The organism is Streptomyces sp. NPDC091376 (assembly GCF_044757085.1).
Lineage (GTDB): Bacteria > Actinomycetota > Actinomycetes > Streptomycetales > Streptomycetaceae > Streptomyces > Streptomyces pratisoli.
This window is the reverse complement of the sequence record NZ_JBIVUF010000004.1, coordinates 207,790-221,352: the sequence shown is the minus strand read 5'-3', so window position 1 is coordinate 221,352 and position 13,563 is coordinate 207,790. Positions and strand designations below refer to the sequence as shown.

Here is a 13,563-nt window from a genome sequence, read left to right as displayed (position 1 = left end):
TGCTCACCTCAGCCTGCTGGAGACGAGGATGGACACCAGGTGCAGCACGGTCTGCAGCATCGCGATGCCGGCCAGCACGGCGACGCCCAGGCGGGAGAAGAACAGGTCGCCCTGGACCTGGTCGAGGACCGCCAGCACCAGGATGAGCAGGGACGCCTCGATGCCGAGGACCAGCCGGTGGAACTTGAGCCCGGCGGCGGCCCGGCGGGCGAGCGCCATGCCGGACGAGCGAGGCTCCGCCGCCGCGTCCTTGACCGGCTCCATCCCGGCCTGGTGCCGGGCGACGCCGACCAGGTCGGTCTCGGCCTTGATCAGGATCGCACCGAGCGCCGCGAGGGTGCCCAGGAAGGCCCACAGCCAGTCGATCCGGCCCCCGCCCCACAGGTCGGAGGCGCGCAGGCCGAAGCCCACCAGGACCGCCGCGTCGCACAGATAGGCGCCGACCCGGTCCAGGTACACGCCGGAGAGGGAGTACTGCTTCTTCCAGCGGGCGACCTCGCCGTCGACACAGTCGAGCAGCAGATAGAGCTGCACCATCACCACGGCGAGGACGGCGCCCCAGATGCCCGGCACCAGCAGGGCCGGCAGGGCCAGGACACCGGCCAGGGTCATCAGGTAGGTCAGCTGGTTCGGCGTGACCTTGGTGGTGACCAGGACGCGGGTGATGCGCAGGGAGATCTCGCGCATGTAGAGGCGGCCGCCCCAGTGCTCGCCACTGCGCCGGTCCTTGACTCCCGCCGGGTGAACGACCGGTCGGAGTTCAGCTACGGATGGTCTTGGCATAGTCGGCGTACGCGTCCCTGATCTGGTCGGTGGACAGGTCGAGGTGCTCGAGGATCGTGAAACGTCCGGGGCGGGTCTGCGGTGCGTACTCCACGGCCCTGACGAACTCGTCCACGGAGAAGCCGATCTCCTCGGGGAGGACCGGCAGGCCGTGCTTGCGGAGGACTCCGGCGAAGAGCCCGGACTCCTCGTGGGCGCCGCGCAGATGCATCGCGAAGGCGGCACCCAGTCCGACCTGCTCGCCGTGGAGCGCGCAGCGCTTGGGGTAGAGCAGGTCGAAGGCGTGGCTGATCTCGTGGCAGGCGCCGGACGAGGGCCGGGTGTCGCCGCTGATCGACATGGAGATGCCGGTCAGGACCAGTCCCTCGGCCAGCACGGTGAGGAAGCCGTCGTCCCCGACGCCACCGGGGTGGCGCAGCACGGACTCGCCGGCGGTACGGGCCATGGCGGCCGCCAGTCCGTCGACCGGCTCGCCGGTGATCCGGTGGGACAGCTCCCAGTCGGCGATCGCGGAGATGTTGGAGATCGCGTCGCCGATGCCCGCCCGGACGAACCGGACGGGGGCGTCACGGATCACGTCGAGGTCGATGACCACGGCGATCGGGGTGGGGACGCCGTACGAACCGCGCCCGTTGTCGTTGTCGAGCGTCGCGACCGGGGAGCAGAGTCCGTCGTGCGCGAGGTTGGTGGCGACGGCGACCAGCGGCAGCCCGACCCGGGCGGCGGCGTACTTGGCCACGTCGATGATCTTGCCGCCGCCGAGGCCGACGACCGCGTCGTACCGCTTGCCCTTGATGTCGTCGGCGAGCCTGACGGCGGAGTCGATGGTGCCGTCCGCGACCTCGCACCAGTCGGCGTCGGGCAGCACCGGCGCCAGCTTCTCGCGCAGGGCCTGCCCGGAGCCGTTGCTTATGGCGAACGCCAGCTTGCCGGAGGCGGAGATCCGCTGGTCGGCGAGGAGGCCGGGCAGATCGTCCAGGGCGCCCGGGCGGATGTCGACGACGACCGGGGAGGGGATGAGGCGGGTCAGTACAGGCACGCGATCTCCCGTCCCTTGGCGAGGTCGTCGTGGTTGTCGATCTCGACCCACTTGACGTCACCGATCGGTGCCACGTCGATCTGGAAGCCCCGGTTCACCAGCTCCTGGTAGCCGTCCTCGTAGTAGAGGTCGGGGTCGCGCTCGAAGGTGGCCTTCAGCGCGTCGGCCAGCTCCTCGGCGGCCTCGGGCTCGATGAGGGTGACGCCGATGTACTCACCGGTGGCGGTGGCGGGGTCCATCAGCTTGGTGATCCTCCGTACGCCCTGGCCGTCGGCGGTGATCACCTTCATCTCCTCGTCGGCGAGCTGCTTCACCGTGTCGAGGGCGAGGATGATCTTCTGGCCGTTGCCGCGGGCGGCGAGGAGGGTCCGCTCGACGGAGACCGGGTGCACGGTGTCGCCGTTGGCGAGGATCACGCCCTGCTTCAGGACGTCACGGGCGCACCACAGGGAGTAGGCGTTGTTCCACTCCTCGGCCTTGTCGTTGTCGATCAGGGTGAGCTTCAGGCCGTACGTGGCCTCGAACTCCTCCTTGCGCGCGTACACGGCCTCCTTGCGGTAGCCGACGACGACGGCGACCTCGGTGAGGCCGATCTCATGGAAGTTCTTCAGCGTGAGGTCGAGGACCGAGAGGTCCCCGTCGACCGGCACGAGGGCCTTCGGAAGCGTGTCGGTGTAAGGACGCAGACGCCGTCCGGCACCGGCTGCCAGTACGAGGCCGATCATGCGGGTTCTCCTTCGTCGTGTACGGCGGGTGCTCCGGAGGAGACCCAGAAGCGGATGGACTCCGCGACCACCACGACCGCCACGGCGACCGCGAGGACCGTCAGCGCGATCGTGAACTGCGGGGCGCCGAGCAGGGTGGCCAGGAGAGCGACCGCCAGGGTCCGCCCCTCGTGCCCGCCGACCGCACGGACGAGCCAGTGCGGGGGCGCGCCGGTGCCGCCGCGGATGCGGTACACCGTGTCGTAGTGATGGTAGGCGACGGCGGCCACCAGGCCGAAAGCCGCGGGAAGGGCTCCGTTCACGTCCGCCTTGGCGGCAAGCAGCAGGATCGTGCCGTACTCCGCGGCCCGGAAGACCGGGGGGACGAGCCAGTCGAGGGCCCCCTTGAGGGGGCGGGCGACGGCGATGCCGGAGGTCAGGGCGTAGCCGACGGCGGCGACGACCGGCCAGGGGCTGCCGTACGGCGTGAGCCACGCGGTGGCCGTGACGGCGGCGGCGCCCAGCACCGCGATCGCCAGGGGTGCCATGGCGGGGAGCCGGGAGGCGAGGCCCTTGGCGGCGTGCGCGACGCTCTCGGCGAGCGGGCCGGAGTCGGCGAGATCGGCGAGGGCCCGGGCGGCGCGGTCGGTCCTGTGCGCCCGGCGCGTGAGGGAGCGCAGCACCCGGCCCGCGGTGGTGTACGTGGCGGCGAAGGCGCAGCCGATGAGCAGTGCGTAGAAGACGATGCGCGGGGTGGCCACGGCGGTCAGCACGGCGATCATGGCCCAGCGCTCGCCGATCGGCAGCACGATCATGCGGCGCACCCAGACCGTCCAGCCGACGCTGTCGAGACGGTCGGAGAGGGCGGCGGTGGGCGAGGTGTTGGCGGTGGCGTCGTGGTTCGCCTCGTTGAAGGAGAAGTCCACGACGTGCCGGCAGGTCTGCAGCACCATGGCGCCGAGGGCGAGGGCCCAGACGTCGTCCCCGCCGCGCGCGGCACCGAGGGCGAGGCCGGCGTAGTAGGCGTACTCCTTGGCGCGGTCGAAGGTGGCGTCGAGCCAGGCGCCCATCGTCGAGTACTGCAGGGAGTAGCGGGCGAGCTGTCCGTCGGTGCAGTCCAGCACGAAGGAGACGAGGAGCAGCACTCCGGCGGCGACGAAGCCGGCGCGGGTGCCGGTGGCGGCGGAGCCGGCCGCTATGAGCGCGGTGATCAGCGAGGCGGTGGTGACCTGGTTCGGGGTCAGTCCGCGGTTCGCGCACCAGCGGGCGAGGTAGCGCGAGTACGGGCTGATGCAGAAGGTCGTGAAGAACCCGTCGCGCGCCTTCACGGCGGAGCGCAGCCGTACGGCCTCGTCGTCGACGGCGGCGACGGCCTGGCGGGCCTCGTTGCGGCCCTGCGGGTCGTCGGGCACGGTCGCGACCAGCGTCCCGAGCTCGGGACGGTGCGCGGTGGCGCCCTCCGCTTCGAGGGCGTCGGCGACACGGTCGGCGAGTACCCCGGCGGCCACCGGGGCTCCACCGGCGGACGGTGCGGCGTCCGTGCTCGCGTGCAGCGCGGCGAGCAGCGCCGTACGGGCCTCGGGCTGTGCCGTGACGGCGCCCGGGACCGTGGCCGCGGGGAAGCGCGGGTCCGTCAGTCCGAGGCGCAGGGCGTGGACGTGTCCGACGAAGCGGGGGTCGACGAGGGCGACGCGCTCGGCGGCGGGTACCGCCGTGAGCAGGTCTGCGGCCTCGGCGGCGCCCGAGGCGACCCGTACGTCGAAGCCCAGCGACCGGAGATCGCCTTCGAGCGGCGATCCGGGTACCGGCGGACCGGTGAGGATTGCGGTCGACAGACGGACTCACTCCTTGGCGCTGATCATGGGTGGGCACGACGACTCGGCCCGGGACCGGGCGGCGGCATGTCGGCTGAGGCTATCGGATGAACGGAAGCGCGAGTTCACCGAGGTTTCCCGGTGAGGACACTCCCGCTCACCCCGCCGGTCTCCTGCCGGGCCGGGCGTCCCTGCCGCGGCCACGGCCGGCCGGCGGTGCCGCGGCCGAGATCATCATCGTCGATCGGCGGCTCACGTCACAAACCGCGCCGGGGACGGCTCAGGGGTGTGCGGTGGTCCGGGCCGGATCAGCGTCGCGGGCCCGGCAAGAGCCGCCCGGCACGGCCTAGGGTGGCGGGCATGACATGGCTGATCACAGGCGGGGCGGGGTACATCGGGGCGCATGTGGCCCGTGCGATGACGGAGGCCGGCGAGCGGGTCGTCGTACTCGACGACGCCTCGACGGGGCGTCCGGGGCGGCTGCCCGAAGGCATGCCGCTGGTGCGGGGCTCGCTGCTGGACCGGGAGCTGCTGGATCGCACGCTCACCGCCCACTCGGTCACGGGTGTGGTGCATCTCGCGGCGAAGAAGCAGGTCGGCGAGTCCGTGGAGCAGCCCCTGCGCTACTACCGGGAGAACGTGCACGGGCTGACGGTGCTGCTGGAGGCCGTCGTCGCGGCGGACGTCAAGCGGTTCCTCTTCTCGTCGTCGGCGGCCGTGTACGGGATGGCCGACGCGGACCTGATCACGGAGGACACCCCCGCCGTGCCGATCAATCCGTACGGCGAGACCAAGCTCACCGGCGAGTGGCTGGTGCGGGCGGCGGGCCGGGCGCACGGCATCGCCACCGCCTGTCTGCGCTACTTCAACGTCGCGGGCGCGGCCCGGCCGGAGCTCGCGGACACCGGGGTGTTCAACGTCATCCCGATGTTCTTCGACCGGATCACCCGCGGTGAAGCGCCGCGGATCTTCGGGGACGACTACCCGACGCCCGACGGCACCTGCGTCCGCGACTACATCCACGTCGCCGATCTCGCCGACGCCCATCTGGCCGTGGCCCGCCGGCTGGCCGGCCAGGACGGCGCCGGGGATCTCACGGTGAACGTCGGCCGCGGCGAGGGCGTCTCCGTGCGCACGCTCGCCCGTCTCGTCGCCGAGGTGACGGGTCACGGCACCCCCGCGATCGTCGAGCCGCGCCGGCCCGGGGACGCGGCACGGGCCGTGGCGTCGGTCGACCGGATCGGCAAGGAGCTGGGCTGGAGCGCCTCGCTCGGGGTGCGCGAGATGGTCGAGTCGGCCTGGGAGGGCTGGCTGCTGCACCATCCCGAGGCCGCTCCCCGCTGAGCTCCGCAACCGCCCGCCGAGGCTCTGACCTGCTGTCGTAACCGCAGGTCAGAGCATATGACAACGGTGTTCAGCGTCGTGTTGCCCCATACCCCCTGCCCGTAGTTCACTGGCCACTCGGACAGATCATTCGCACGAGCCGGGAGGCGTCTCGCATGGGGGCTGGGCACGACCACGGGCATACGCACGGCGGTCCGCCGCCGACGGGTACCGCGGCCGCCGCCTATCGCGGACGGCTGCGGATCGCCCTGGGGATCACGCTGGGCGTGATGGTCCTGGAGATCGTCGGCGGCATCCTGGCGGACTCGCTGGCCCTGATCGCGGACGCCGCGCACATGGCGACGGACGCGCTCGGCCTCGCCATGGCGCTGCTGGCGATCCACTTCGCGGGCCGCCCCGCCGACACGAACCGCACCTTCGGATTCGCCCGGGCCGAGATCCTCGCCGCGCTCGCGAACTGTGTGCTGCTGCTCGGCGTCGGCGGCTTCCTGCTGTACGAGGCGGTGCAGCGCTTCATCACCCCGGCCGAGACCAGGGGCGGGGTGGCGATCGTCTTCGCCCTGGTCGGTCTTGCCGCCAACATGGTGTCGCTGTCCCTGCTCGTGCGCGGGCAGAAGGAGAGCCTCAACGTACGCGGCGCCTATCTGGAGGTCCTCGCGGACGCGTTGGGCTCGGTGATGGTGCTGATCTCGGCCGCCGTGATCCTGACCACCGGCTGGCAGGCGGCCGACCCGATCGCCTCGCTCGCCATCGGCGTGATGATCGTGCCCCGCACGGTCAAGCTGCTGCGGGAGACGCTGAACGTGCTGCTGGAGGCGGCGCCGAAGGGCGTCGACATGGCCGAGGTGCGCGAGCACATACGGGCCCTGCCGGGCGTCGAGGACGTCCACGATCTGCACGCCTGGACCATCACCTCCGGGATGCCGGTGCTCTCCGCGCACGTGGTGGTCGCCCAGGACGTCCTGGACGCGGTCGGCCACGAGAAGTTGCTGCACGATCTGCAGGGCTGTCTCGGGTCCCACTTCGACGTCGAGCACTGCACGTTCCAGCTGGAGCCCAGCGGCCATGCCGAGCACGAGGCCGGGTACTGCCACTGAGGGCGGGCACGTCACCTTCGGCTGCTACATTTGCGCGAAGCCGTGATCTTGAGGGGAGCTGAGGTCGATGACCGTCGTACGAGCTGCCGAGCGCAGCACCGCCCGGTCCTTCATCGATCTCCGGGCTCACCGGCCTGCCTGATCCGTACGCCGACCGACCGCGTACGCCGGCCGGGGCCCGCTCCTTCCAAGGGGTTCCCACGTTGTCCGACAACGCCGAACTGTACGAAGCGTTCTTCTCCCTCCACCACGGCCTGCCCCGGCAGAGTCCCGGTTCCGACGCCAGCACGCGCCGGCTGCTCTCCCTCGCGGGCGTGCTGCCGTCCCGTCCGCGGGTGCTCGATCTGGGCTGCGGCCCCGGCCGTGCCGCGCTGCTGCTGGCCGCCGAGGCCGGCGCCGACGTCACGGCCGTCGATCTGCACGAGCCGTTCCTCGACGAGTTGCGGCGGGCCGCCGCCGCGCGCGGGCTCTCCAGTCGTATCCGCACCGTCAACGCCGACATGGGCGCACTGCCGTCCCCGGACTTCCCGGACGGGTCGTTCGATCTGGTCTGGGCCGAGGGCTCGGCGTACTCGATCGGATTCGACACGGCGCTGCGCGACTGGCGCCGGCTGCTGGCGCCGGGCGGCACGCTCGTCGTCACCGAATGCGAGTGGACCCGCGACGAGCCGAGCCCGGAGGCCCGTGCCTTCTGGGACGAGCACTACCCCCTGCGTACTGCGGCGCGGAACGCGGCGGCGGCGGCCGCGGCCGGCTACGACGTGCTCGGCGTCCACCGGCAGCCCGACAGCGACTGGCAGGAGTACTACGGGCCGCTCGGAGCGCGGGCCGATGCCGCCGACCCCACCGCTCCGGGAATGGCCGCCGTGCTCGACGCGACACGGGCCGAGATCGCCATGCGCCGCGACCACGGCTCGGAGTACGGCTACACGGGCTATGTGCTGCGGTATGCCGACGGCGGCTGACGCACCGTTCCCCCGGCCGCCCGGGCGTGGGTGCGGGGTGAGCGGTCCGCCGTGGCGCTGGTTCATCCGGAGTACTGCCCCCGGTCCGGTTCCGGGCCCGCTTCGAAGCCCGGCATCCGGCCGGGCCCCGACGCACCGGGCGAGGCGGTGAAGGCGCTGGTCCCCGACGGTTCCCCGGTGTTCCCGCAGGGAACGATCATCTATCCGGAGGCCTGCGGGGTCTGATCTGCCGTCCGTGCCTGTCGCGCTCCTCGCGCGGCGGGCACGGACATGCCCAGGGTGACGAAGTGCGGACAAGCCGCTTTTGTACGGCAGACTGAGGGAGCCCCGCCGGGCCGAGGACCGATGCGAAGGATGGCCATGCCGACCACACCCGCCACCGCGGCGAACAGCTCGCCGAACGGCACCATGCAGCCGATCTTGCTCGAACTTGTCGACGAGAGCGGCCATACCATCGGCACCGCGGAGAAGCTCTCCGCCCATCAGGCACCCGGGCAGCTGCACCGGGCGTTCTCCGTGTTCCTCTTCGACGAGCAGGGGCGGCTGCTGCTGCAGCGCCGGGCGCTCGGGAAGTACCACTCCCCCGGTGTCTGGTCGAACACCTGCTGCGGGCACCCGTATCCGGGTGAGGCCCCCTTCACGGCGGCGGCCCGTCGTACGCACGAGGAGCTGGGGGTCTCGCCGTCGCTGATGGCGGAGGCGGGCACCGTGCGCTACAACCATCCGGACCCGGCCTCGGGCCTGGTCGAGCAGGAGTTCAACCACCTCTTCGTGGGCATGGTGCAGTCCTCGCTGCGCCCGGACCCGGAGGAGGTCGGCGAGACGGCGTTCGTGACGGCCGCGGAGCTGGCCGAGCGGCACGCACGGGACACGTTCTCCGCCTGGTTCATGACGGTCCTGGACGCGGCGCGTCCGGCGATCAAGGAACTGACGGGTCCGGCCGGCGGCTGGTGACGGCTCCGGCCGCGCTGTGGTGAGGTGCCCTTCGCTGTGGTGAGGCGCCCTACAGGGGCGCCGCGCCGCTCAGCGGAACGAGCGGCAGTGCGGCCCAGACGATCTTTCCGCCGCTCGCCGTGTGCTCCACGTCGCATTCGCCGCCCGCCTCCCTGGTGATCTCCTTGACCAGGAGCAGGCCGCGCCCGCCGGTCTTCGCGGAGTCGGTCTCCAGAGCCTTGGGCCGGTAGGGGTGGTTGTCCTCGACGGCCACCCGGATCCACTCCGGGCCGACCGCGACCTCGACGGCGACCTGGGGCGAGAGCAGGGCCGCGTGCCGTACGGCGTTGGTGACCAGTTCGGACACGATCAGCAGCAGTCCCTGGAGCACGTCGTCGTGGACGGGGACGCCCTGGCGGTGGATCAGATCGCGGACTGCGTGCCGTGCCTGCGGTACGGACACGTCGAGCGCGGGGGCGGTGAACCGCCAGACACCTTCGTACGACAGCGGCCGGGCCGGGACGCTCCCCGGGCTCTCCATACTCCCGCACCCACCCTCGTGAAACGTTGCTGGGAACTGTTGAGTACCGAGTGTTGGGAATGCACTGGTCCACACCGGGCCGCTGAACAGAAATCAGCTGCTATCGACTGCATCCGACCAGGTAAGTACGCCAGGGTCAGCCTTTCGACCGATCCTGATCTTCTTCTGTCGGCTTCTCGGACGCGGTGATACCGGCGGTGTCGTCGGCGTCCTCGACCATGTCCACGATCCGGCGGCCGCCGAACCCGATCGCGATCAGTCCCAGCCCGTCGAAGAGCAGTGCCAGCGAGAAGAACGTCCCGATGACGTAGCGGCTGCTCTCCGGCCAGTTCACGAGCACCAGGATGCCCAGCAGCAGCCCGAACGCGCCCTGGAGCAGCGTCCAGCCGAACTGCGGCCCGCGCACGACGAGGCTCCCCACCAGACGGAACAGCCCACCGGTCAGGAACAGCAACGCTGCGAACATGGTCAGCGCCTCCGCGCTGCCCTCCGGGTGGCGGATGACGACCACGCCGGCCGCGATGTTGAGCGCGGCGACGACCACCCCGAGCCAGAAGTAGTTGCTGCCGCGCGACTCGATCGCCTGGAGCAGTCCGACGAGACCGCCGATCAGCAGCAGCCAGCCGAAGAGCAGCATCGAGGTCAGGGTGGCGACGCCGACGTAGACGAGCCCGACGACACCTGCGACGACGAGAATCACCCCGAGTGCCGCGAGCCAGCCGAAGCTGCGGCGGAGCTTTCTGCCCTCGTGGGCGGGACCGGCCATCGGTGCCTCCTCGTCGCGCCCCCTTCTTGATCATAGGTACGGGCCCGGCGGATAGCATCCGGCGCATGGACCGGATGAACCGCACGGAGCCGGAGCTGCGCCACTCCGTCTCGGACGGCGTCGCGACCGTCGTCATCAGCCACGCCGCCAAGCGCAACGCGATGACGGCCGCGATGTGGCGCGCGCTGCCGGGCCTGCTGGACGGCCTCGCGCACGATCCGGGGGTGCGGGTGCTGGTGCTGACCGGCGAGGGCGGCACCTTCTGCGCGGGCGCCGACATCTCCTCGCTGAGCGAGCCGCCCGTACCCGGCGAGACGCCGCAGGACCTGGCCGTACGGGCCGAGGAGGCGCTCGCGGCGTTCCCCAAACCGACCCTGGCCGCCGTACGCGGCTACTGCGTGGGCGGTGGCTGCCAGCTGGCGGCGGCCTGCGATCTGCGGTTCGCCGAGGACGGCGCCTCCTTCGGGATCACCCCGGCCAAGCTGGGCATCGTGTACCCGTCGTCCTCGACCCGGCGGCTGGTGTCGCTGGTGGGGCCCGCGGCCGCGAAGTACCTGCTGTTCTCAGGCGAGTTGATCGGGACGCAACGGGCGCTGCGCACCGGTCTGGTCGACGAGGTGCTTCCCGAGGGCGAACTGGGCAAGCGGGTCGCCGAGTTCGCCCGGGTGCTGACCTCCCGCTCGCAGCTGACCCAGGCCGCGGCGAAGGAGTTCGCCTCGGGCCGCACCGACCGGGACGAGCACTGGGCCGGGCAGGCGCGCGGCAGCGGCGACACCGCGGAGGGTGTCGCCGCGTTCCTGGAGCGAAGGCGGCCGCGCTTCACCTGGAGCGTGTGAGGGTCAGCCGTTCGCCGTGGAGACCTCGTCCGCCAGCGTGCGCGAGAACGCGACGACCTGCTCCGGTGCCTTCTCCGGCGAGCCCGCGTCGTACGGCGGCTGCGGGTCGTACTCGGTCATCAGCTGAACCGTCCGGGCGACGTCGTCGCCCGCGATCCGGCCGAGCAGGTGCAGGGCCATGTCGATCCCGGACGAGACCCCGGCGGCGGTGACGTACTTCCCGTCGAAGACCACGCGCTCCCCCGTCGGTTCGGCGCCGTGCGGCACCAGGTCGTCCAGGGCGAGCCAGTGGGAGGTGGCACGGCGGCCGTCGAGCAGTCCCGCGCCGGCCAGCACCAGCGAGCCGGTGCACACGGACGTGGTCCAGGTGCTGGTGGCGTCGGCCGCGCGGAGCCAGTCGAGGAGCGTCTCGTCGTGCATGGCCTGGCGTGCGCCGGGGCCGCCGGGCACGACGACGATGTCGGGAGCCGTCACCTCGGTGATGGCGCGGTCGGCGACGAGCGCGAGGTTGCCCTGGTCGTTGCGCACCGGACCCGGCTGTTTCGACACGAACACGGTTTCGGCGCCCGGCAGCCGGCTGAGCAGTTCGAACGGGCCGACGGCGTCCAGGCTGGTGAAGCGGTCGTAGAGCAGGATGGCGATCTGCATGACGGTCCCTCTCGGTCTCGGTGTACGCGGGTTCCGGTGGAGACGGGTTCCTCCTGTAACGGGGGTCTCAGCGGACGGGTGCGTGGAAGCGGCGGCGGTACTCGGCCGGGGCCGCGCCGAGGGCCTTCACGAAGGCGCGGCGCATCGCCTCGGGCGTGCCGTAACCGCAGGCCCGGGATATCTCCTCGATGCCGTCGCCGGTGTCCTCCAGGAGCCGCCGGGCGTGCTCCAGACGGACCCGGTCGACGTACTTGCCCGGAGTGGTCCCCGTCTCGGCGAGGAAGGCACGGGCGAACTGACGGGGCGACAGCCGGGCCCGGCCGGCCAGGGCCTCGACGCCGAGATCGCCGTCGGGGTGGTCGGTGATGTACTGCTGGACCTCCCGCAGCGGTTCGCGCCGGGCGGTCTGCGCGGCGAGTTGGACGCTGAACTGCGCCTGGTTGCCGGGACGGCGCAGGAAGACCACCAGATGGCGGGCGATGGTCAGCGCCGTCGTGCGGCCCAGGTCCTCCTCGACCAGCGCGAGGGCCAGGTCGATGCCCGCGGTGACCCCGGCCGAGGTGGAGAGCCGCCCGTCCCTGACGAAGATCGGCTCGGGGTCGACGTCGACCCGCGGGTAGGTGCGGGCGAGATGGTCGCAGACGGACCAGTGCGTGGTCGCGCGGTGGCCGTCGAGCAGCCCGGCCTCCGCCAGCAGCAGCGCGCCGGTGCACACGGAGACGAGGCGCTCGGCCCCGGTGGCGTGCGCGCGCAGCCAGTCGATCAGCGCGGGATCCGGGCATCGGGTGCCCTCGCCGCCCGGGACGATCAGCGTGTGCGGCGGGCCCCCGTCACCGAGTCGGCCGTCCGGGACGAGGGTCAGCCCGCTGGAGGTGCGGACGGGCCCGCCGTCGAGCGAGGCGGTGCGGATGCGGTACCCGAACGCGGCGGACGGGGCCTTGCCGGCGCCCGAGAAGACCTCGAGCGGGCCGGTCACATCAAGGCTCTGCACCCCGTCGAAGAGCACGACGAGCACGGTTCGCTCTGGCATGCCTCCATGGTCGGCGCCGCGGCCGCACGACCGCAATGACGAGATCCCCACCTTTCCTGCCATGGACTCGCCCTGGTGTCCCGCCCCTGCCCTTACGGTCGTACCGACCAGTCGGTAACCTGCTGGCATGACCTCTCTGCCTCCGCGCGCGGGACGCCGCTGCCACAACGCCGTCAACCCGCTCCACTCCACCGTGTACTTCTCGCCCGACTACGCGAAGGAGCTCGCCGGGATCGGCGTCGAGGACGCGAGCGCCGCCTACTTCGCCGGGCGGGCCGCCGCGATGGGCGCCGTCGGCCCGGGTACGGTCGCGGCGACCTTCTACAACTTCAACCACGAGCTGATCGCCCGGCATCTCCCCGCGGTGTGGGAGACGGCGCCGCCCGCCACGGTGCTGGCGGCCCGGCTGCGCGGCGTGGACGCGACACTGCGCCGGCTGCTCGGTGACGACGCCGTCGCCTCGGACGAGATGGCGGAGGCGGCCCGGCTGGCGCTGCGCGCCGCGGAGGCCTGCACCCGGCACGCCCGCCCGCTCTACGCGGCCCATGCGGACCTGCCCGTCCCCGAGGAGCCGCACCTCGCCTACTGGCACGCCGCCACGCTGCTGCGGGAGCACCGCGGCGACGGTCATCTGACCGCGCTGCTCTCCGCCGGGCTCGACCCGCTGGAGGCCCTGGTCAGCCACACCGCGACCGGCAAGGGCATGTCGCCGCGCTGGATCCTCGCCAGCCGCGGCTGGCGGCGCACCGACTGGGACGCCGCCTCCGGCCGGCTGCGCGAGCGCGGGCTGCTGGCCGAGGACGGCGAGTTGACAGAGGCGGGCACGGCCCTGCGCGCGGAGCTGGAGGAGCACACCGACCGGCTCGATCTCGCGCCGTACGAGCACCTCGGCGCGGCGGACGTCGAACGCCTCACCGAGCTGGCCCGTGGTTTCCTCATGACGGCCGCCGCGGCCGGGGCGTTCCCGGCGGACCTGACCGGCAAGGGCTGACGTCCGGCGACCCGCCGCGCGGCGACCGGCGGGGAGCATACGGCGTAGCCGGTGACAGAGCCGGCGACGTGG

Annotated in this window: 14 protein-coding genes and 1 pseudogene; 7 read left to right on the top strand and 8 right to left on the bottom strand. The window is 72.1% G+C overall.

Annotated features, from left to right (window positions below; genetic code table 11):
* Window positions 1-3 precede the first annotated feature (3 nt).
* The 4 genes from ACIQMR_RS11065 to ACIQMR_RS11050 are packed head-to-tail and all read right to left on the bottom strand — an operon-like array spanning window position 4 to window position 4,247.
* A complete protein-coding gene (locus ACIQMR_RS11065; protein WP_401385110.1) occupies window positions 4-783 on the bottom strand; it encodes a CDP-alcohol phosphatidyltransferase family protein in 780 nt (259 codons plus the stop codon).
* On the bottom strand, window positions 761-1,822 hold the full coding sequence (locus ACIQMR_RS11060) for an iron-containing alcohol dehydrogenase family protein (RefSeq protein ID WP_401385109.1): 1,062 nt from the start codon (window positions 1,820-1,822) through the stop codon (window positions 761-763). Before ACIQMR_RS11060 ends, ACIQMR_RS11065 begins: the two co-directional genes overlap by 23 nt.
* The gene (locus ACIQMR_RS11055; RefSeq protein WP_401385108.1) at window positions 1,810-2,547 is read right to left on the bottom strand and encodes a sugar phosphate nucleotidyltransferase; all 738 of its coding nucleotides are present in this window, start codon (window positions 2,545-2,547) and stop codon (window positions 1,810-1,812) included. Before ACIQMR_RS11055 ends, ACIQMR_RS11060 begins: the two co-directional genes overlap by 13 nt.
* Window positions 2,544-4,247, bottom strand: a complete 1,704-nt coding sequence (locus tag ACIQMR_RS11050) for a DUF5941 domain-containing protein (RefSeq protein WP_401385334.1) — start codon at window positions 4,245-4,247, stop codon at window positions 2,544-2,546. Before ACIQMR_RS11050 ends, ACIQMR_RS11055 begins: the two co-directional genes overlap by 4 nt.
* Between ACIQMR_RS11050 and ACIQMR_RS11045 the strand changes: the two genes are divergently transcribed.
* From ACIQMR_RS11045 to idi, 5 genes and pseudogenes are all read left to right on the top strand, one after another.
* Window positions 4,179-4,451 carry a hypothetical protein gene (locus tag ACIQMR_RS11045; protein WP_401385107.1) on the top strand — a complete coding sequence of 91 codons (273 nt, stop codon included), beginning with the start codon at window positions 4,179-4,181 and terminating at the stop codon, window positions 4,449-4,451. The genes ACIQMR_RS11050 and ACIQMR_RS11045 overlap by 69 nt on opposite strands.
* Before the next feature lie 249 nt (window positions 4,452-4,700).
* Window positions 4,701-5,684 (top strand): UDP-glucose 4-epimerase GalE, encoded by a 984-nt coding sequence (galE, locus tag ACIQMR_RS11040; protein WP_401385106.1) that lies wholly within the window; start codon window positions 4,701-4,703, stop codon window positions 5,682-5,684.
* A gap of 155 nt (window positions 5,685-5,839) precedes the next feature.
* On the top strand, window positions 5,840-6,781 hold the full coding sequence (locus ACIQMR_RS11035) for a cation diffusion facilitator family transporter (protein WP_401385105.1): 942 nt from the start codon (window positions 5,840-5,842) through the stop codon (window positions 6,779-6,781).
* A gap of 203 nt (window positions 6,782-6,984) precedes the next feature.
* Window positions 6,985-7,971 (top strand): annotated as a pseudogene (locus tag ACIQMR_RS11030) (class I SAM-dependent methyltransferase).
* 135 nt (window positions 7,972-8,106) lie between these two features.
* Window positions 8,107-8,700, top strand: a complete 594-nt coding sequence (gene idi, locus ACIQMR_RS11025) for an isopentenyl-diphosphate Delta-isomerase (protein WP_358664123.1) — start codon at window positions 8,107-8,109, stop codon at window positions 8,698-8,700.
* Window positions 8,701-8,749: 49 nt separating this feature from the next.
* Here idi and ACIQMR_RS11020 read toward each other — a convergent pair whose 3' ends face one another.
* Window positions 8,750-9,220 (bottom strand): ATP-binding protein, encoded by a 471-nt coding sequence (locus ACIQMR_RS11020; RefSeq protein ID WP_328726862.1) that lies wholly within the window; start codon window positions 9,218-9,220, stop codon window positions 8,750-8,752.
* 136 nt (window positions 9,221-9,356) lie between these two features.
* Entirely contained in the window at window positions 9,357-9,986 is a 630-nt protein-coding gene (locus ACIQMR_RS11015) for an HdeD family acid-resistance protein (protein ID WP_401385104.1), read from the bottom strand.
* Between the two features lie 74 nt (window positions 9,987-10,060).
* Between ACIQMR_RS11015 and ACIQMR_RS11010 the strand changes: the two genes are divergently transcribed.
* Window positions 10,061-10,822 (top strand): enoyl-CoA hydratase/isomerase family protein, encoded by a 762-nt coding sequence (locus ACIQMR_RS11010; protein WP_401385333.1) that lies wholly within the window; start codon window positions 10,061-10,063, stop codon window positions 10,820-10,822.
* Between the two features lie 3 nt (window positions 10,823-10,825).
* On the opposite strand, the gene ACIQMR_RS11005 is transcribed toward ACIQMR_RS11010, so the two are convergent.
* Both ACIQMR_RS11005 and ACIQMR_RS11000 read right to left on the bottom strand, forming a co-directional pair.
* Window positions 10,826-11,470 carry a DJ-1/PfpI family protein gene (locus tag ACIQMR_RS11005; protein WP_401385103.1) on the bottom strand — a complete coding sequence of 215 codons (645 nt, stop codon included), beginning with the start codon at window positions 11,468-11,470 and terminating at the stop codon, window positions 10,826-10,828.
* A 67-nt stretch (window positions 11,471-11,537) separates the two neighbouring features.
* Window positions 11,538-12,500, bottom strand: coding sequence for a GlxA family transcriptional regulator (locus ACIQMR_RS11000; RefSeq protein WP_401385102.1), 963 nt, complete (start codon window positions 12,498-12,500; stop codon window positions 11,538-11,540).
* A gap of 127 nt (window positions 12,501-12,627) precedes the next feature.
* Between ACIQMR_RS11000 and ACIQMR_RS10995 the strand changes: the two genes are divergently transcribed.
* A complete protein-coding gene (locus tag ACIQMR_RS10995) occupies window positions 12,628-13,491 on the top strand; it encodes a hypothetical protein (RefSeq protein WP_401385101.1) in 864 nt (287 codons plus the stop codon).
* Window positions 13,492-13,563: the final 72 nt, after the last annotated feature.